Origin of the sequence: Pseudomonas fluorescens (assembly GCF_000730425.1) — a bacterium.
GTDB lineage: Bacteria > Pseudomonadota > Gammaproteobacteria > Pseudomonadales > Pseudomonadaceae > Aquipseudomonas > Aquipseudomonas fluorescens_X.
This window is the reverse complement of record NZ_CP008896.1, coordinates 48,632-70,251: the sequence shown is the minus strand read 5'-3', so window position 1 is coordinate 70,251 and position 21,620 is coordinate 48,632. Positions and strand designations below refer to the sequence as shown.

The window sequence follows — 21,620 nt, the reverse complement described above, 5'->3', positions numbered from 1 at the left end:
GAAGGCCTCCCACTCTTGGGGCGGAATGACCTGAATACAGTTAAACCGTCCGGACCCCACTCCCTGTTGCAGAGGGACGGTTTTGACTTGAATCGGCATCGAGCCATTAATGAACGTTCGGGATAGAAATAATTTAGAAGGATTCTCAATCACTTTGTAACAGAAGCAAAAAAGGACATCTTGCGATGTCCCTTTTCATTCCACGTCGTGTTTACCAGAAGACAGCGCGCAGGGTCACCCTGTGGTTGCCTGCTGGCGCGCCTTCTCCAGCAATGCGGCCTTCTCCTCGGGGCTCATCGCATCCAGGCGCAGGCGTGCCTGGGCCAGTTTTTCCAGTTGGCCAGGGCTGTCCTCCCGGGCACGCAGGGCCTGGGCCAGTTCGCCGGGGCTTGGGTGGTCGAACACGATGCCCGGGTGGACTTCGCAGTGCAGCAGTTTGCGAATCCCCGCCACCAACTTGATCACCAGCAGCGAATGGCCGCCGGCGGCGAAGAAGTCACGCTCGCAACTGAGGCGTTCGCGCCCCAGCAACTGGGCCATGCGGCTGGCCAGCAAGGCTTCGAGGGCGTCCCGGGGTTCGACGAAGTTGTCGTCTTCATCGGCCCGCTCCAGGTGCTGCAAGGCCTGGCGGTCGACTTTGCCGTTAGCCAGGCGGGGCATGTGCTGCACCACCTGGTACTGACGCGGCACCATCACCGCCGGCAAGCGCTCGGCCATCTGCTGCTTGAGGGTTTGCAGCCAGTTGGCAGGTGCGTCCTGGCTCGGCAGCACACAGGCGACCGGCTCGTCCTGCACCAGCAGCACCACGGCTTCGCTCACACCCGGCACGCGCAGCAGTTGCTGTTCGATCTCCGCCAGCTCGATACGGAACCCACGAACCTTCACCTGGTGGTCGCGCCGGCCATACAGGACGATGCCACCCTGGGGCAGGTAGCGGGCCAGGTCGCCACTGCGGTACAGGCGCTCGCCAGGGGCGAACGGGCTGTTGATAAACGCAGCGTCGGTCTGCTCCGGGTCGTTGAGATAGCCACGGCACAACTGCTGCCCGCCGATGTACAGCTCACCCAGTTCACCGCTGGCCACCAGTTGCTGGTCCTCGTTGAGGATATACAGCTGGTTGTTGGGCAGGACCCGAGTCAGGGGAACGCCCAGTTGCTGCAAGTCCTGCGGGCGGATGGCATGCACAGCGACGCCGACAGTGGTTTCGCTGGGGCCGTAGTGGTTGAACAGGCGACAATCGGGGCGCAGGTTGAAGATGCGCTCCACCACCCCCTGGCCGATTGCTTCGCCGCCGAGGATCAGGGTGGCCGGCACTTGCGGCTGCGGCGCCTCGAGCAAGGCGGCGAGATGGGACGGGACGATCTTCAGGCAGTCGATGCCCTGGGTCTGGATGAATGCTGCAAAGGCCTGCGGGTCCTGCATCGTGGCTTCATCAGCGATATGCAAGGTGGCACCGTTGTACAGCGCGCCGAACAGGCTGGTATTGCCCAGGTCTGCAGCGACCGTCGAGCCCTGGGCGAAATGCCGGCAGGCGGCCAGGTCCAGTTCACAGCTGGCACCCGCGACATAGTTGAGCAATTGCCGATGCTCCACCACCACGCCCTTGGGCACACCGGTGGTGCCGGAAGTAAACAGCACGTAAGCCGCATCGTGGCCTTGCAGGTTGGCGCTGGGCCCTTGCGGCAATGGCTGCTGCAGCGGTTGATCGAGGTCCAGCACTGCGCAGCCCAAACCAGCCAGCGCCGTACCCTGGGTGACGAGCAGTTGCGCCCCAGCCTGTTCCACCAGTTGGGCCTGGCGCGCCGCCGGCCAGCTTGGGTCCAGGGGCAGGTAGGCGGCACCTGTGCGCCAGGCGGCGAGAATGGTCTGCACCTGCGCGACACCGCGCGGCAAAGCCAGGGCGACAATGCTCCCCGAAGTCACGCCGTGCTCGCGCAGGCGGCTGGCCAGTTGACGCACGCCGACCTCCAGCTCGGCATAGGTCAATGCCTGATCGCCCGCGACCAGCGCCACTGCATCCGGGGTGATTTCCGCCCAAGTGAGAATATGCTCGGGCAACAGCACCCGCTCTTCCAGCACTTGTGGCGCTGGGTTCAAGGCCAATAGGCGTTGGCGTTCCACCTCACCCAAAAGACTCAGGGTGGCGATGGCTGCGTCCGGCTGCGCCAGCAAACTGGCCAGCAGCACTTGATACTGTGCCAGCAGCGTCTGCATCGCGGCCTGGCCGTACACGGCCCCGGCATAGTCCAACGACAGGCCGCAGACGGCACCGCTCTCCTCCACACTGACGATCAACGCCAGTTCGAACAGCGGCCGACTATCAGCACGGTAAGCGCAGCGCCAGGCGCTGGTGCCCTGCGTGCGCGGGGCCGGTTGCTGGCGCACGCCAAAGCCGTGGGTCAACGGCAGGCCAGCGTCGAGCGGCGCATACTCCTGCCAGGTGCCATGGCTGTCCAGCACGCCCGCCAGTTGCGTCAATACGCTGCTGAACGAGGCCGTCGGCGCCAGGTTGAGGTTCAACGCCAGGGTTCTTTCCAGCAGGCCCACGGTCGGCGCGAAGAACTCATAGTCCTGGCGTGCGTCATGCCGCAGGCCAGCGACAAACCCTTCGCGGCCGCTGATCCGCGCCAGCAGCACCCACCACGCGGCTTGCAAGAGCGTGGTCACTTGGGTGTCGTGCTGGGTGGCGAGCGAGCCCAGGCGCGCCAACACACCCGGGTCGAGGTCGCTGCTCAGGGACTGCGCAGCAGCGTTGCCCTGCACGGTATTGGCGTAGCGGCCCGGCAAGTCTGGCGCCAGCGCGCCCGCTCCCGGCAGGTAGGCTTGCCAATAGGCTTTGGCCGTGTGCGCGTCTTCGTCCAGCACCACTTCTGCGTGCCATTCCAGGTACTGGGCAAACTGCCCCAGTTCCTCGTCCACACTGCAACTGCCCTGCTCATAGGCGGTGCACAGGTCTTGATAGAGGATCCCCAGGCTCGCCTGATCGCCGACAAAACCCGCCAGGCCCAGGGTCAGTTGCCAGTGCTGCGTGTCGATACGCTGCAACAGGCCCTCGAAAAACATCCCGGCCGCCAGGCTCACCGGGCGCTGGCACCACAGCGCCAAGACCTGCGCGGTATCGCTGGACTCATCCACCGCCAATGCCACGTTCGCCGCACCCGCATCAAAGAACTGCCGCAGGCCACGGTAACCGGGCGCGGTCGCCAACCGGGCCGCTAACGCGGTGTGACGCTGGCGCAAACCACTCAAGGCCGCTTGCAGCCGTGGCACGTCAAGCGCGCCGTTGATCTGGATATGCAGCAAGTGCGCGATCGCACCCCAGCTCGCGCCGTCCTGGGCGTCCAGCACCCGCTGTTGCTGCTCCGGGAGCAGCGCCAGGCCTGCATCGTTTAGCGTACTCATGCGTCAGTCCCTTCAGTTTGCATCCGTGTGCAAGGCGCTACCGTCTCCAGGTCGCGCCGTTCGATCATTTCGCCCATGGCCACGACAATCTTGCGCGGGCCTTCAAAGGGATCGCGGGCGTGGGCGGCGAGCATGTTGTCCAGCAGGATCACATCGCCCTTGCGCCAGTCAAAGCGCACCGCGCAGGCCTCGTAGAGTTCGCCCAGTTGCTGCATCACCTCGTCTTCAATCGGGCTGCCGTCGCCGTAGTACACGTGGCGCGGCATGCGCTCGGGGCCGAACAGGCCCAACAGGTCGTCGCGCACATCGGGGTCCAGGCAGTAGATATGGTGCAGTTGCACCTGGTTGAAGAAGGTTTTCTCGCCGGTGGTCGGGTGGGTAATGATCGCCGGGCACGGGGTGCGGATCTGCAGCTCGTCGTTGTCCAGCCAGGTCCACTGGATGCCCGCCAGGGCGCAGCGCTGCTCGACCTGGGCGCGGTCTTGGGTCTTGAAGAAATGCTGCCAGGACACATCGAGCTTATCGGCGAAGGTGCGCACATACAGCAGGCCCTTGCTTTCGAAGGTGTCGCGCAACGCGTGCGGCAAACGCAGGTACATCTGCCGGCAATCGACCACCGGCGTGGCCCCACCCACGGGTGATGGTTGTTCACAGAAGAACAACTGCTTGCGCGGCCAACGATCCTGGTGCGAGCTCTCGTTATGGAACAGGATCATTTTCTTTTCCGGGTAGGGCGTGGAGCGGTAGGTGTTCTTGCCGCCCTCTTTCTTCGGCAGGTCGCCGTACTGGCCGTACAGGCCCGGCTGGACCGCTTCGGCAAAGGCCTCGAAATCGTGGATATCGCGCATGGCAAAACCACGGAACAGGATCCCCGCATGCCGCGCGAGTTTCTCTTCGACCAGGGCGCGATTGGCCTGGACCCACGTCACCAGGTCGAGCCCCGGATCGTTGGGTTCCATCAGCAATGGGAACACCTGGTCGGCGTTCAACAGCGATTCACGCATCGCTGCAAGCGGGGCCCGGGCCACCGGGCCCGACGGTTTCTTGAGGAACTTGCCCAGCTTGTCGGCCTTCGGGCTGGCAGGTGCGGCAGGAGCAACAGCGGTGTTCGACGGCATGATGATGTCCCCTAATCGGATGTCTGGATCCATGACAATCTGTTGAAGAATTCCCATCCAGGCGCTCACAAGTTCGGTGATGCGCTCTTGTTTGAATAAGTCATTGGCGTACTGCCAGGTGCCTTGCCACTGTCCAGCCTCTTCGTCGATAAACAGCGCCATGTCGAACTTGGAATAGCCGCCCAGGCTGGGCACCATTTCCACGGTAATGTCCGCCAGGCCCGCGCTGTGCACCGGCAGGTTGTTCATCACGAACAGCACTTGCACCAACGGGTTGAAACCCTTGTGGCGCGGCACGTGGCTGGCTTCGGCGATCATGTCCAGGGGCAGGTCCTGGTGCTCGAAGGCCGTAAGCGTGGTTTCCCGGGCAGCGGCGAGGAAATCGCTGAACCGCGCCTTGGCGTCGAAGCGCGAACGCAGGGGCAGGATATTGACGAAGAAGCCGATCAAGCCTTCCAGCTCGGCCTGCTGGCGCCCCGCTACATCGGCGCCCACCAGCAGGTCGTCGCTCGCGCCCAGGCGATGCAGCAGCACCTGGAACGCGGCCAGCAACGTGGTGTAAGGCGTGACACCCTGCCGTGCGGACAGGTTTTTCAGTGCCTCGCCCAACGCCGACGGCACACTGAATGACTCGCTGGAGCCCTCGAAGGACGGCATCGGCGGCCGCGCAAAGTCTGTCGGTAGCCGCAGTTGCCCAGGGTGACCGGCCAGGGCGTCCTTCCAGTAGCCGGCCTGTTGCTGCAACACCCCGGCCTGTTCCAGCGCCAATTGCCATTGGGCGTAGTCACTGTATTGCACGGGCAGCGGCGGCAGGTCGATGCCACGCCCCTGCTTGAGCGCGGCGTAGTGTTGCACCAGCTCACCCACCAACACCGCCATCGACCAACCATCGGAAATGATGTGGTGCATCGAATACAGCAGCACATGTTCATGGGCACCCAGGCGCAGGATCTGCCCACGGAACAATGGCGCCTGCGCCAGGTTGATCGGGCGTCGGGTGTTGTCCAGCGTGGCCTGGGCGACCTGGGCTTCCTGTTCGATACGGTCCAGGTGCGACAGGTCGACCAGCGGGAAATCCACGGTCACTTCAGGCGCGATCACCGCCAGTGGATCGCCGTCATCGTCGGCTACATAGGCCGTGCGCAGCACCTCATGGCGTTGCACCACGCCCTTGAGGCTTTCGATCAGCAACGGCACCGAGACTTCGCCCCGCAGGCGCAATGCCAAGGGCATGCCATACGCGCCGTTGCCGGCCGAGAACTGCTCGGCCACCCACAGGCGACGTTGGGCCAGGGACAAGGGCGCAGTGCTGCGCGGGCCATGGGCGTGCAAGGCGACCGGCGCCGGTTGCGCGACCGAACGGCCCGCCAGCAAGGCGGCAAAATCTTCCAGCACCGGGGCATCGAACAGGTCGCGCAAGCCCGGGCGGCTGGCCAGGGTCTGCTTGAGCCGCGCGATCACTTGGGTGGCCAGCAGCGAGTGCCCGCCCAGCTCGAAGAAGTTGTCGCTCACCCCCACCTGCGCCAGGCCCAGCACCTGCTGCCAGACCTCGGCGATCTGCCGCTCCAGAGCATTGCGCGGCGCGATGTAGTGCTGCTGCAAGGCGCTGGCATCCGGCGCCGGCAACACCTTGCGGTCGAGCTTGCCGTTGGGGGTCAGCGGCAGGCTATCAAGGAACACCCAATGGCTGGGCACCATGTACTCCGGCAGCTCGCCCTTGAGCTGGCGCTTGAACGCGTCACGTAGAGCCTGCTCATCGCCTGCCACCTGCGCTGCGACGACATACGCCACCAGCTGTGGATGGCCGGCAATGTCCCGCACCACCACAGCCGCTTCGCGCACCTGGGGTTGCTCCAGCAGCCGCGCTTCAATCTCTCCCAGTTCGATGCGCAACCCACGGATTTTCACCTGGTGGTCCACCCGACCGATGTACTCGATCACCCCGTCTGCGCGATAGCGCGCCAGGTCGCCGGTGCGGTACAGACGCGCACCGGGAGCGCCAAAGGGGTCAGGCAGGAAGCGCTCGGCGGTGAGTGCCGGACGCTGGAAGTAACCCCGTGCCAGGCCTTCGCCGCCAATCAACAATTCGCCCGCTACCCCGACCGCCACCGGCGCCAGGTTATCGTCGAGGATATACAGGCGGGTATTGGCAATCGGCCCGCCGAGCCACGGCTGTGGCTGGGTTGGCGCGAGTGGGTACTGCGCCGACCAGATGGTGGTTTCGGTCGGCCCGTAGAGGTTCCAGACCTGGGGCGATAGGGCCAAAAGGCGGGTCGCCAGCTCCAGGGGCAGCGCCTCGCCGCCGCACAGCAACTTGCAGCCGATGAGGGCATCGGCCTGGGGATGATCGAGCAGCATGCGCCAGGTCGACGGCGTGGCCTGCAACACGCTGATGCGCTGCTGTTTGACCAGGGCGAGCAAAGCTTGCGGGTCGAGGTTGATGTCCTGCCCGGTCAGCACCAGGGTCGCGCCGACCCGCAGCGGCCCGTAGATTTCCAGGCCGAAAATATCGAACGAGAAGGTGGTCAGCGACAGCAACCGATCATGGGCGTCCAGCCCTGGTTGGCGGGCCATGCTGCACACGAAATTGGTCAGGGCGCCATGGCGCACCATCACCCCTTTGGGTTTGCCCGTGGAGCCGGAGGTGTAGATCACATACGCCAGGTGTTCAGCCGTGGTCCGCGGCGGCGGGTTTTCGATGCTGTAGCCATCGAGCCATGCACCCGGCTGGTCCAGGGCCAGCGCGTTGACCCCGGCCGGGATCGGCAAGCGCGCCAGCAACGGTGCCTGGGTCAGCAGCAGGGCCAGGCCGCTGTCTTGCATCATGTAGGCCAGGCGATCCTCGGGGTACGCCGGGTCCAGCGGGATATACGCGCCACCGGCCTTGAGAATCGCCAGCAGCCCGACCACCAGGTCGACACTGCGCTGCACCGCAATGCCCACCAGCACATCCGGGCCCACGCCGGCTTCGATCAGGCGATGGGCCAGGCGGTTGGCCTGCTGGTTGAGCTGGGCAAAGGTCAATGACTGCGTCTCGAAGACCAGCGCCACAGCGTCCGGAGTACAGTCGGCCTGGGCCTCGATCAACTGATGGATGGCGCTGTGGCGGGGGTAGTCGGTGGTGCTGGCGTTCCAGGTGTGCAGCGCCAGGCGTTGCTCAGCGGCGGTGAGCATCGGCAATTGGCCGATGCGCTGCCGGGGGTCATCGACCATACCCTGCAACAACGCCTGCCAGTGCCGCGCCATGCGCTCGACGGTGGAGGCGTCAAAGATATCGGTGGCGTACGTCAGTGCTGCGGACAAGCCAGCGGGACCGTCGAAGGTGTTGAGGGTCAGGTCAAACGGCGCACTGAGGTTGTCCGAGTCGACTGGGGTGCACCGCAACCCGCCCAGGGACTGGCCATCGGCAAACCGGCCAGCTTCCATCTGGTGGTTGAACATGACCTGGAACAACGGCGTGTGCAGGCTATTGCGCTCGGGTTGCAAGGCTTCCACCAACTGCTCGAACGGCAGATCCTGCCAGGTCTGGGCTTCGTGGGCCGCGGCCTTGACGGTCTGCACAAAGTCGGCAAACGGCTGCTGGCTGTCGAGTGTGGCCTGCATCACCTGGGTGTTGACGAAAAAGCCGATGACCCGCTCCGTCTCGGCGCGGTTGCGGTTGGCGGTGGGTACACCGACACGGATATCCGATTGGCCGCTGTAGCGGTGCAACAGCACCTGGAACGACGCCAGCAACAACATGAACGGGCTCACGCCTTGCTGCTGCGCCAGGCCCTTGAGGGCATCGCTCAACGCGCGATCCAACGCCAGCGCCAGCGTCGCCCCGTGCTGGTCGGGCGGTCCCAGGCGCGGACGATCCACCGGCAGCGCCAGCAAAACGTGCTCGCTGCCCAGCTTGCCGCGCCAGTAATCCAGCTGTCGGCGCCCCTCCCCGGCTTCCAGCCATTGCCGCTGCCAGGCCGCATAGTCGGCGTATTGAATGACCGGCGCCGGCAATGCACAAGGCGTGTCCGTGACCTGGGCGATGTACAGCGCCAGCAGCTCATCAATCATGATCTGCATGGACCAGCCATCGGTGATGATGTGATGCAACGTCAGTACCAGCACATGCTCATCGTCCGCCAGGCGCAACAGGGCGGCACGCAGCAGCAGATCGTGCTCCAGGTCGAACGGCTGGCTGCTCTGCGCCTGGACAAACCCCTTGATGACGCACTCGGGGTCGCCCGGCGCAGCGTCCTGCACCACCAGTTCCAGCGCTTCAATGGGCCGCAGAAGGCAACGCACCTGCTCGCCCTGCTGCACAAACCCGGCGCGCAACCCTTCATGGCGCGCCAGCACCTGCGACAGGCTGCATTGCAGCGCCCCGATATCCAATTCCCCTTGCAAACGCAAGGCCGCGCAGATGTTGTAGGCACTGCCCTGGGGATCGAACTGCCAGAGAAACCACTGCCGCTGCTGCGCATACGACAGTACCTGGGGCCCGGTTTCACTGGCCGGCACAATGGGGAAGCGCGCCACATTGACACCCTGCTGCTCAAGCTTGCTGAACAGTTGCGCACGCCTGGGTGCGCTCAAGTCCTTGATGCGCGCCACCAGTTCCGCCGTTTTGTTAAGCATTGCTTTCCTCCAGGTTTTCCTGCTCCAGCTCATCGAGGGCATCGAAGATCAGGTCAAAGTCATCTCCCAGGCCATCGTCCTGGGCCGCATCGGCCAGCGTTTGGGCCAGCGCCCCTAGGCTGCCCTGGGCATAAAAGTCCTTCACCGCCACGTCCACCCCAAGCACCGCGCGCACGCGGGACAGCATCACCACCACTTGCAGGGAATGCCCGCCCAGGTCGAAGAAGTTGTCTTCAAGCCCCACGCGCTCGACCTTGAGCACGTCCTGCCAGATTCCGGCCAGTTGCAACTCAAGCGGCGAAACCGGCGCCACATAGGCCTGCTGCATCTGGCTGACATCCGGTGCTGGCAAGGCCTTGCGGTCCAGTTTGCCGTTGGGCGTCAGGGGCATCTGTGGGACAAACACCAGGTGCGCCGGGACCATGTAGTCGGCCAGGTGCAGCCTGAGGGCCGCCTTGATCGACTCGCGCAACGCCACCTGTTGTTCGAGGTGCTCCGCAGGCTCGCTGAGCACCACATAGCCCACCAGTTGCGGCCCGCCGGGGCCCTCCAATGCGACCACGGCGGCTTCGCGCACAGCGTCCTGGGCCTGGATGCGCGCCTCGATTTCCCCCAGTTCGATACGAAAGCCACGGATTTTCACCTGATGGTCCAGGCGTCCGAGGTATTCGATCACCCCTTCGGCGCGGTACCGCGCGAGGTCGCCGGTACGGTACAGACGCTGGCCGGGGGCACCGAACGGGTCTGGCAGGAAACGTTCAGCCGTCAGGTCCGGGCGTTGAAAGTAGCCACGCGCCAGGCCATCACCGCCAATCAGCAGCTCGCCTGGCACGCCGACCGGGGCCAGCGCACCGTCCTGGCTGAGGATATACAAGGCGGTATTGTCGATTGGCCGGCCCAGCCAGGGCCGGCCGTCGAGGCGATGGGCCGCGGACCAGATGGTGGTCTCGGTCGGCCCGTAGAGGTTCCACACCGTGCCGCCGAGGGCAAGCATGCGCGCCGCCAGCTCATCGGCCAGGGCCTCACCGCCACAGAGCAAGGTGCAGCCTTGCAACGCCGCAGCCTGCGGGCTGTCGAGCAACATGCGCCACGTCGAGGGCGTGGCTTGCAGGGTGTTGACACGCTGGGTCGCGACGGTGGCGAGGATCGCGTCGGGGTCGAGGGTGGTGTCCTTGTCCACCAGCACCGCGCAGGCGCCGACGGTCAGCGGCAGGTAGATCTCCAGGCCGAAGATATCGAACGAGAACGTCGTCAATGAAAGGATCCGCTCCCCCGCCGCGAGCCCTGGCTCGCGGGCCATGCTCGCAATGAAGTTGCCGAGGGCGCCATGGGGCACCATCACGCCTTTGGGCTTGCCGGTGGAGCCGGAGGTGTAGATCGCGTAGGCCAGGTTGTCCGGCCCGGCCGACGCCACTGGATTGTGGCTCGGGTAGCCGGCGAACCAGCCCGCCTCGCCCTCCAGCACCAGCGCCTGCACGCCGCCCGGAATCGGCAGCGAACCGAGCAACGGCGCCTGGGTAATCAGCAACTGCAGGCCACTGTCTTGCATCATGTGCGCCAGGCGATCAGCCGGGTATGCCGGGTCCAGCGGCACGTAGGCGCCGCCGGCCTTGAGGATCGCCAGCAGGCTGATGATCATCGGCAAGCCGCGCTCCACCGCGATGCCTACCAGCCGGTCCGGCCCGACACCTTCGGCCAGCAGCCGGTGTGCCAGTTGGTTGGCCTGGTGGTTGAGCTCGCCGTAGGTCAGCGACTGTTGGCCAAATACCAGCGCCAAGGCTTCGGGGGCCCGCTCGGCCTGGGCCTCGAACAGTTGATGAATGCATTGCTCGCGCGGGTAGTCGACCGCCGGCGGATTCCATTGCGCGACCACCTGTCGCTGGCGGGCCGCACCTTGCATCGACAAGTCGCCCAGTGCTCGTTCGGGTTGATCGAGCATGCCCAGCAGCAGTCGGCTGAAATGCTCGCTGAGCTCACTGAGGGTGCCCACGCTGAAATGGGCGCGGGAAAAGCGCAAATGCACCGTCAGGGTTTCCCCCAGGCTGACCAGCAGGTTCAGCGGGTAGTTGGTCTGCTCGACACTGCGCACCTCACCGAACACCAGCCCCTGGGGCGCACCCTGCTTGAGGGTTTCGGCCACCGGGTAGTTTTCAAAGACCAGCAGGCTGTCGAACAGCGCGTCGCCGCTCTGCCCGGCCCAGCGCTGGATATCAAACAACGGCGTGTGCTCATGTTCGCGCAGGGCCAGGTTTTGCCCCTGCACAGCGTGCAGCCATTGGCTGACCGTTTGCTCGGCACGCGGGCTGGCGATCACCGGCAGGGTGTTGATAAACAGGCCCACCTGCTGCTCGATGCCCGCCAGGTCCGCCGGACGCCCGGCGACCGTGGCGCCAAACGCCACGCTGTCCTGCCCGGTATAGCGCTGCAACAGCAACAGCCATGCAGCCTGCACCAGGGTGTTGGGGGTGACTTTCTGCTGGCGGGCAAACTCGCCCAGGCGCCGGGTTTGTTCCGCGTCCAGCCTCAGGTAAAGATCGCCGTGGCCACTGGCGAGCGCCTGCCCCGGGTCACTGACCGCCTGGGCCAACAGGGTCGGCTCTTCCAGGACTGCCAGGTTGGCGCTCCAGAACTGTTGGCCGGCCTGTTGATCCTGGCGTTGCAGCCAGGCGATGTAATCGCGATAGCGCCCCACGGACGGCGTCGGCACCTGGCCGTCATAGCGTTGCAGCACCTCGCCCAACAGTTGGGAGTTGCTCCAGCCATCCATCAGGATGTGATGGTGGGTGTAGAGCAGCTCGCAACGACGCGCATCCAGGCGCACCAGTACCAGGCGCAACAGCCCGGGCCGGGTCAAGTCAAAGCCCTGGGCCAGCTCGGCAGCGGCCAGCGCCTCCAGCGTTGCCGGTTGATCAGCGCGCTCACGCCAGTCGAGCACCCTGAACGGCACTTCAAGCTGTTTGTGCACCACCTGCACCGGCTGCTGCAAGCCACCCTGCCAGGCAAAGGCGGTACGCAGGACAGGATGCGCATCGACCACCGCCTGCCACGCCGCACGGAAGCGCTCGGGGTCCAGGCCGTCAATGGACACCTGCATCTGGTTGACATAATCGCCGCCGCCTTGCTCCAGCAGGCTGTGGAACAACATGCCCTGCTGCATGGCCGACAGTGGATAAACGTCCTCGATGGCTTCAGGTGCGTCGGCCAGCGTATCCACTTGCCCCTGGGTCAGCGCCGCCAACGGGAAGTCCGAGGGGGTCACGCCGTGCTGGCCGGTGCTCGTGCAATGTTCAATCAGCGCCTTGAGCTCCAGGGCCAGGGCGTCGGCCAGGGCCTGGATGGCCGCGACCTCGAACATCTGCTGGCTGAAGGTCCAGCCCAGGCACAACTCGCCGTCGAACACCTGGCCGTTGAGGGTCAGCCAGTTGCCCAGCGGTGCATCCGGGTGCTGTTCAAGCCCGGCGTGCTCGCCACTGGGGACGAACAAGGCGGTTTGCGCGCCTTCAAGGCTGCTGTCGAACTGGCCCAGATAATTGAACGTGATACGCGGCACTGGCAGTGCCGCCAGGGTTTGCTGCACGCCAGCCTCACCCAGGTAACGCAAGGCACCAAAGCCCACCCCCCGATTGGGAATGGCGCGCAGTTGCTCCTTGACCTGCTTGATCGAGTCACTCAGTGCCTCGGCAGGTGCCAGGCGTACCGGGAACAGGCTGGTGAACCAACCCACGGTGCGGGTCAGGTCCTGATGCTCGAACAGCTCCTCACGGCCATGGCCTTCGAGCTGGATCAGCACGTCACGGCGCCCGGTCCAGCGCGTGATAACCCGCGCCAATGCCGTCAGCAGCAGGTCATTGACCTGGGTGCGATAGGCCGCGGGAGCCTCCTGCAACAAGCGCCGGGTCAGGTCGGCATCCAGGCGGGTGTCGAGCGTAACGCTATCGCGACTGCGCAGGCTGGCACCCGGCTTGGCGCCCGGCAGATGGTTGTCGGTTGCGTGCAGTGATTGCCAGAACGCGATCTCGGTTTGCAGCGCGGGGCTGCGGGCAAGTCCTTGCAGTTGCTCGGCCCAGGTTTTGAACGCGGTGGTCTTGGCCGGCAGGCCCACGGCAGGCTGGCGGTAGGCGTCCTGCAGGTCTTGCAGGAGGATGCGCCAGGACACGCCATCGACCACCAGGTGATGGATGACCACCAGCAAGCGCTGGCTGCCATCGGCCTTGTCGAACAGCACCGCACGCAGCAGCGGGCCTTGTTGCAGGTCCAGGCTGGCCTGGGCCTGATCGGCCAGCGCCTGGAGCTCGGTTTCATCCTTGACCCGGTGCTGCCACAGCAACTCAGGGGTCGACACCTGCCCGTGGCTTGCGCGCCACTGCCCGCCATCGTGGCGGAAGTTCAGGCGCAATGCATCGTGATGGGCGACCAGCGCCTGCAAGGCCTGGGCAAGTCGTGCAGCGTCCAGGGGGTGCTGGGGCGTCAGCAGCACGGATTGGTTCCAGTGCTGGCGCTGGGGAATGTCCTCGTCAAAGAACACCTGTTGCACCGCCAGCAACGGCATGTCGCCGGCCACCGGCGCCTGATCGATGTTCGGCAGGCCGCCACTGCTGCGGGCCACGTTGGCCAGGCCTTGAATAGTCTGCTGCTCGAACAGGGCCTTGGCAGTGAAGTGCAGCCCCGCCTGACGGGCCCGGCTGACCACCTGCATCGACAGGATCGAATCGCCGCCCAGCTCGAAGAAGTTGTCGTTCAGCCCCACGCGAGGCAGGTTCAACACGGCTTGCCAGATTCCCGCCAGTTGCTGCTGCAACGCCGTGACCGGAGCCACGTAGCTGTGTTGCAACAGGCTGGCGTCCGGTGCCGGCAGGGCCTTGCGGTCGAGCTTGCCGTTGGGGGTCAGCGGCAAGTGGTCGAGCAGTATCCAGTAGGTGGGCACCATGTAGTCCGGCATGCTCGCCTTGAGACTGGCTCTGAGGCGCTCGCGCAATTCAGGCTCGGCCTGCACCGGCACGATATAGGCCACCAGTTGCTGGGCACTTGCGCCCTGATGGGCCAGGACCACGGCATCACGCACACCGGGCTGTTGCAGCAGGCGCGACTCGATTTCGCCCAGTTCGATACGGAACCCCCGGATCTTCACCTGATGGTCGATCCGCCCGCAGTAATGCACCACGCCCGCCTCATCCCGGCGTGCCAGGTCGCCACTGCGATACACGCGGCTACCGGCCACAGCGGCGAATGGGTCGGGAATGAAACGCTCGGCAGTCAATGCCGGGCGCTGGTGATACCCCTGGGCCAACCCCTCGCAGGCGGCGATGCACAACTCACCGACCACGTCATCGGGCAGCGCGTTGGCGTCGCGGTCGAGCACATACAGCGCCCGCCCCGGCAAGGCACGGCCAATCGGTACGCCATTGGCCCCGTCGGCATCCACCCGTTGGCACAGGTGGGTGCTGGACACCACCGTAGCTTCGGTCGGGCCGTAGGTGTTGAGCAAATGCACGCCGCCAAGGCCGGCGGCGTGCCAGAGCCTGAGCCCCTCCACCGACATGGCCTCGCCGCCGACATGCACCTGGCGCAACTGCCCGCGACTGCGCTGTGGGGCCGCGGCCCAGTCCTGGGCCAGCAGGAACCAGTACGCCGCCGGCAAGTCGGCCAGGGTCACGCCGTGTTCGATGATCTGCTCGTAGAGGGTCGCGGTGTCCCAGGTGTCATCGCCGCGCAGCACCAGGCAGGCACCTTCGCACAGCGGCGGGAAGCATTGTTCGACAAAACCGTCGAAGCTGAACGTGGCAAATTGCAGCACCCGCTCCTGAGGTGTCAGTTGCGAGTACTCGGCAGCAAGCGTGCAGAATTCGCGCAGCGCGCCATGGGCGATGGACACACCCTTGGGCTGGCCGGTGGAACCGGAGGTGTAGATCACATAGGCCAGATGCTCGGCCTGCGCCAGATTGACGAGGTTGGTGCACGGGCAGTCGCGCTCCGACCCGTCGAGCAGCAGGCACGGCACGCGGGCCTCGGCCAAGACATCGTCGAGCACGCCGGGCTGGCGCAGCAGCAGGTCCATGGCACTGTCATCGATCATGTAGGCCAGACGCTGGGCCGGGTAATCGGGGTCCAGCGGCACATAGGCGGCGCCTGCCTTGAGGATCGCCAACAGGCTGGCAATCATCGCCCCACCGCGCCGCACCGCCAGCCCGACGCGCTGGCCGGGCATTACCCCCTGCCCGCGCAGGCGATGGGCCAGGCGGTTGGCGCGCTCGTTGAGTTCGGCATAGGTCCAGCGTTCGTCGCCGCAGATCAAGGCCAGGGCATCCGGGGTCGCCGCAGCGCGGCGTTCGATACGCTGGTGCGCCAGCAGCGGGTCAATTGCCGGCTGCACAGCGGCTTGCTCCAGGGCTGGAGCGCGCAGGCTCAGGTTGCCCAGTGCCTGGCCGTTGTCCTCGACAAATTGCTCAAGCAATTGCAGCAGGCAGGTGCCAAGCGTGTGTATCTGCTGCGGGCTGAAGTCGGCCCGGGCGTAACTGAAGTCCAGGCTCAGGGTTTCGCCCAACTCGATGCCCAGGGTCAGCGGATAGCTGGTCTGTTCGTGATTGTGCAGCCCGCGAAAGCTCAAGCCGGCCGGGGCACCGGCTTGCAGGGCCTGGGACACCGGGTAGTTTTCAAACACCAGCAAGGTATCGAACAGTGCACTGCCGGGCTGCCCGGCCCAGCGCTGGATGTCGTACAGCGGTGTGTGTTCATGCTCGCGCAGGACCACACTGTGCGCCTGCACCTGTTGCAGCCAATGGGCGACGCTGCTGGTGGCATCCGGGCTGCAAATGATCGGCAGCGTATTGATAAACAGCCCGACCTGCTGCTCGATCCCCGGCAAATGGGCCGGCCGCCCGGCCACCGTGGCGCCAAAGGCCACGCTCGACTGGCCGCAATAACGTTGCAGCAAAATCGCCCATGCCGCTTGCAGCAGGGTGTTGAACGTGACTTTGTTGTGCCGGGCAAACGCCCCCAGGCGTGCGGTGGTGCTGGCGTCCAGCAGCAGCTGGTGACTGGCATGACCGCTGCCCGCACGCGGCGCCGGCAGGGCGTTGGCAAGCAGGGTTGGTGCCGGCAGCATGTGCAGTTGCGCGCTCCAGAACTGTTCGCTGGCATGGGCATCCTGGGCCAGCAGCCAACCCACATAGTCGGTATAGCGTCCGGTGACCGGCGCCGGTACCTGCCCGGCGTAGTGTTGCAGGACTTCACCAAGCAACTGCGCGTTACTCCAGCCATCCATCAGGATGTGATGGCTGGTGTAGATCAGTTCATAGCACTGCGCCGCCAGCGGTACCAAGACCAGGCGCAACAAGGGTGCCTGATGCAGATCAAAGCCTTGCTCGCGTTGCTCAAGGGCCAATCGGTCGAGGTCGTCGGGCGCGCAGTCCAGCACCGTCAGTGGCAGTTGCACCGAGCGCTGGATCGCTTGCAACGCCTGCGCCTGGCCTTCCCAGACAAACCGCGCGCGCAGTACTTCATGGCGCTCCAGCACGGCTTGCCAGCCTTGACGGAACCGTTCCACGTCCAAGCCGTCGATGGTCAACCGCAGTTGGTTGATATAAGCCCCGCCGGCGGCGTCAAAGGCACTGTGGAACAGCATGCCCTGCTGCATCGGCGACAGCGGATAGAGATCCTCGATCTGCGCCAGGGGCAGGCCCAGGCCGTCCAGTTGTGCCTGGTCGAGGTTGACCAGGGGGAAGTCCGAAGGGGTCGCGCCACCCTGTTGTGGGTCGAGGCAATGTTCGATCAGTTCATGCAAGGTCTGGGCGCAGTGATCCACCAGGGCCTGGATGGTCTCGCGGCGATAGACTTCACCACTGAAGCTCCAGTCCAGTTCCAGTTCGCCAGCGTACACCCGCCCTTCCACGCTCAGCCAGTTGGCCAGCGGCGCCTCCAGGCTCTGGGCCTGGCCGCCGCCTTCGCTGGCTGGCACGAACAGGGCTTCTTCGCCAAATTGCTGGTCGAATTGCCCCAGGTAATTGAAGGTGATCCGTGGCTGGGCCAGCGCCGCCAATTCTTCAGAGGCTGCGCCGTAGCGCAATACACCGTAGCCAATGCCCTTGCGGGGCACCTGGCGCAATTGTTCCTTGATCGCCTTGACGGTGGCGCCCAATTCGTTGCCGGGAGTCAGGCGCAACGGGTACAGGCTGGTGAACCAGCCGAGGGTGCGGGTCAGGTCAATATCCTCGAACAGCTCTTCGCGACCATGGCCCTCCAGCTGGATCAAGGCCGAGGGGTGGCCGGTCCATTGGCAGATCGTGCGGGCCAGGGCTGCCAGCAGCAGGTCGTTGACCTGGGTGCGATAGGCCGCCGGCGCCTGTTGCAGCAGTTGCCGGGTCTGTTCGCGGTCCAGGCGCAGGCGGATATGCTCGGCCACTGCCTGGGTCTGCCGGCCTTGGGGGTTATCCCGTGGCAAGTCGCTGGCGGTGCCCTGCAACTGCCCGCGCCAGTACGGCAACTCAGCCAGCAGCGCCAGGCTGCGGCTGTAGTCGTCCAGGCGTGCGGCCCACTGCTGATAGGCGCTGGTCTTGTGTGGCGAGGTCAGCGGTTCGCCGGCCACGCCCTGGGCGTAACCGCGCTGCAAATCGTCCAACAGCACACGCCAGGACACCCCATCCACCACCAGGTGATGCAGCACCAGCAACAGGCGCTGGCTGCCATCGGCCATGTCCACCAGCAAGGCTCGCATCAATGGGCCGTGTTGCAGGTCCAGGCTGGCCTGGGCGAGGTCACATTGTTCGCGCAACGCCTCGACGCTGGCGGCCTGGCGCTGCCACACGTCCACGGTTGCAGAGTGCGCGTGCGCCTGTTCCCAGCCCTCCCCGCGCTCGACGAAACGCAGGCGCAAGGCATCGTGTTGTGCCACCAGCGCTTGCAGCGCGACGGTCAGTGCGGTGACCTCCACCGGCTGGCGCGGGGTCAGCAGCAGCGACTGGTTCCAGTGGTGGCGTGCGCGAATCTCCTGGGCAAAGAACCATTGCTGCACCGGGGTCAGCAGCACCGGCCCCTGGGCCGGGCCTTGCTCGATGGCCAGCGTCGACACTTCACGGGCGGCAGCGGCCAGGCTGCGCAGGGTCTGGTGGCGGAACAGGTCGCTGGGCGCCAGTTGCAAGCCGGCCTGGCGGGCGCGGCTGACCACCTGGATCGACACGATGGAGTCGCCGCCCAACTCGAAGAAGTTGTCATCCAGGCCAATCTGCGGCTGGCCGAGAATGTCCTGCCAGATCCCGGCCAGCAGCCGTTGCCGGGGCTCCTGTGGCGCGCTGAACGCCTGCACCTTGGCCTCGCCGGCCCGCGGCAGGGCCTTGCGGTCCAGCTTGCCGTTGGGGGTGACGGGGAACTGCGCCAAGGCCATGGTCACCGTCGGCAGCATATATTCGGGTAAGGTCTCAGCCAGATGCGCGCGCAGGGTCTGCTCGAATGCAGCATGCTCCTGTGGCATTGCCGTCGGCACCACATAGGCCACCAGCAAGCGGCCATCCTGGGCGATCACCAGCGCTTCCTTGACCTGCGGGTGGCTGAGCAGGCGCGCCTCGATTTCCCCCAGTTCGATACGCAGGCCACGGATCTTCACCTGATGGTCGATGCGCCCGACGTACTCGATCACGCCATCGGCGCGATAACGGGTCAGGTCGCCCGTGCGGTACAGACGCTCGCCAGTGGTGGAGAACGGATTGGGCACATATTTCTCTGCGGTCAAGGCGGCCTTGCCCAGATAGCCCCGGGTGATCCCGGCACCGGCCAGGTGCAGCTCGGCAGCGGCCCCGGTGGGGACGGGCTGCAGGTCGGCATCGAGCAGGTAACTCTGGGTATTGTGCAGTGGTCGGCCAATAGACGGCCGGCCCCCGGCTTCGCGGGGCGTCCAGGTGGAATAGGTGGTGTCTTCGGACGGGCCGTACAAGTCGTAGACCTGTTTGATCGACGGCTGCTGGTAGAGACGGTCGACCAGAGACTGCTTGAGCGGCTCGCCCGCCAGGTTGATGATGCGCACGCTTTCGGGGATCTGCCCGGCACGCTGCAAGGCATTGATTGCCGAGGGCACCGTGTTGATCAGGCGTACCTGGTCGCGGGCCGGCAGGTCGGGCAGTTCCAAGGCGTTGCGGGCAAGGATCAGCGAGCCGCCATTGGCCAGGGTGACGAAGATTTCCCACACCGACAGGTCGAAGCACACCGACGTGGAAGCCAGCACGCCCTGGATATCTTCACGGCTGTAGACCTGCTGCGACCAGTGGATCAGCGCCAGTACGTTGCCGTGGGTAATGGCCACGCCCTTGGGTTTGCCGGTGGAGCCGGAGGTGTAGATCACATAGGCCAGGTTGGCCGGCGCCACAGCCGTGAGCGGTGCTGTCACCGGGTAAGCGACCAGTTGATCCATCAGCAGCACCTGCGCCGGGGTCTCGGGCAGGCCTGCGAGCAAATCGGCCTCGGTCAGCAGCACCTGGGCGCGACTGTCTTCGAGCATGTAGGCAACGCGGTCGGCGGGATAATCCGGGTCCAGCGGCACATAGGCGCCACCGGCCTTGAGCACGCCAAGCAAGGCGACGACCAACGCATCGGTACGCTGCAGGGCCACGCCGACCCGCACTTCGGGACCAACGCCCAGTTCGATCAGTGTGTGCGCCAGTTGATTGGCCTGGCCGTCCAGTTGGCGATAGCTCAGGGTCTTGGCGCCATAGGTCAGGGCCAGGGCGTCCGGCTGACGCTCCACCTGCTCGGCGATCAATCGATGAATGCTGCGCTCTTGCGGGTAATCCGAGGCAGTGGCGTTCCAGGTATGGATCTGCTGCTGGTAGTCCGACGCATCGAGCATTGGCAACTCGGCCACACGCTGCTGCACGTTGTCGATCATGCCCCCCAGCAAATGGCGCCAATGGCGGGCCATGCGTTCGATGGTGGCGGGTGTGAACAGGTCCGTGGCGAAGGTCAGCGCCGCCCGCAGGGCGCCGCCCTTCTCCCAGGTGTCGAGGCTCAGGTCGAATTGGGTGGTGCGGCTTTGCCACTCCACCAGGCTCAGGGACAGGCCGGACTCCAGCACCAGCGCTTCAAGATCAGCCACCTGCGGCTGGTGGTTGTACAGCACCTGGAACAGCGGCGTATGGCTCAGGCTGCGCTCCGGCTTGAGGGCCTCCACCAGGCGTTCGAACGGCAGGTCCTGATGGGCCTGGGCGCCGTTGATCACGTCCTTGAGCACCTGCAGCAAATCACTGGCCCGCGCCTGCCCATCGACGTGAGCGGCCATGACCTGGGTGTTGACGAACAGGCCGATCAAACCCTCGGTTTCACCGCGGTGCCGGTTGGCGATCGGCACGCCCACCCGCAATTCGGTCTGGCCGGTGTAGCGAAACAGCAGGATCTTGAACGCGGCCAGCAGCACGGTGAACAACGACACGTTCTGCCGGCGCGCCAGCAAGCGCGCGCCGTCGGCCAATGAGGCTGGCACGGCGAACTCATAGCGCTGGCCCTGGTGACTGGCCACGGCCGGACGGGCAAAGTCCAGGGGCAACTCCAGCACCGGATGCTCATCCCCCAGTTGCTCACGCCAGTAATCCAGTTGCCGCGCCTGCTCCCCGGCCTCCAGCCAGCGACGCTGCCACAGGGCGTAGTCGCTGTACTGGATCGGCAGCGCCGGCAACTGCGGCACCTGCTGGCGCTCGAAGGCGTCATAGCAACGGATGAACTCGTCGATCAGCACGTTCATCGACCAGCCGTCCGAGACGATGTGGTGCAGGGTCAACAGCAACACATGCTCCTGCTCGGCAAGCTTGAGCAATTGCACGCGCAGCAGCGGGCCGGTGGCCAGGTCGAAGGGCTGGAGCGATTGCGCGGTGGCGGCGGCCATGACCGCCTGTTCGCGCTCGGCCGGCGGCAAGCTGCAAAGATCCAAGGGCTCAATCGCCAGTGCTGGCGTGCAGGGCACTTGCAACAGGCGCTCATCGGCCTGGCGCTGGAACACCGTGCGCAGGGTCTCATGCCGCGCGATCAGGCTGGCAAACGCTTGCTCGATAGCCGGCAGGCTCAACCTACCCTTGAGGCGCACCGCTCCCGGCAGGTTGTAGGCTGCGCTGGCCGGGTCCAGTTGCCAGAGAAACCACATGCGCTGCTGGGCGTAGGACAACGCTTGGCGATCCTCGGCCTCGACCTGGGCCGGAATCGGAAAACGCGAGAAGTCGATCCCTTCCTTTTGCAGCGCCTGGAGGAACATCTGGCGTTTTTCCAGGGGCAGCCCGATAAACCGGCGAGCAAGTTTCAAGGAGTCTTCAGCGTTCATTTCTTGGGATCCGGAGCAATAGGCAGGAAGCACAAAGGCACGTCGTCCCTATAAAACGAATCCAGGCGAGAAAAATTAGCGCAGGCGAGTGCAGTCACCGGGCGTCACATCAAACCCGGGAGAAGTCTGCGAAAGGCTCATTCAATGTGTGGGTCGGTCACGCTCAACGACCTGGCGCGCCAGGCGTTGAACGA

General features: G+C 65.2%; 3 protein-coding genes. All 3 read right to left on the bottom strand.

The window, feature by feature from the left end; genetic code table 11:
- Positions 1 to 234: 234 nt before the first annotated feature.
- The 3 genes from HZ99_RS00210 to HZ99_RS00200 are packed head-to-tail and all read right to left on the bottom strand — an operon-like array spanning position 235 to position 21,426.
- The gene (locus tag HZ99_RS00210; protein ID WP_038440402.1) at positions 235 to 3,402 is read right to left on the bottom strand and encodes a non-ribosomal peptide synthetase; all 3,168 of its coding nucleotides are present in this window, start codon (positions 3,400 to 3,402) and stop codon (positions 235 to 237) included.
- Positions 3,399 to 9,137, bottom strand: coding sequence for a non-ribosomal peptide synthetase (locus HZ99_RS00205; protein ID WP_051902960.1), 5,739 nt, complete (start codon positions 9,135 to 9,137; stop codon positions 3,399 to 3,401). The genes HZ99_RS00210 and HZ99_RS00205 overlap by 4 nt, the downstream gene beginning before the upstream one ends.
- Positions 9,130 to 21,426, bottom strand: a complete 12,297-nt coding sequence (locus tag HZ99_RS00200; RefSeq protein WP_051902959.1) for a non-ribosomal peptide synthetase — start codon at positions 21,424 to 21,426, stop codon at positions 9,130 to 9,132. The genes HZ99_RS00205 and HZ99_RS00200 overlap by 8 nt, the downstream gene beginning before the upstream one ends.
- Positions 21,427 to 21,620: the final 194 nt, after the last annotated feature.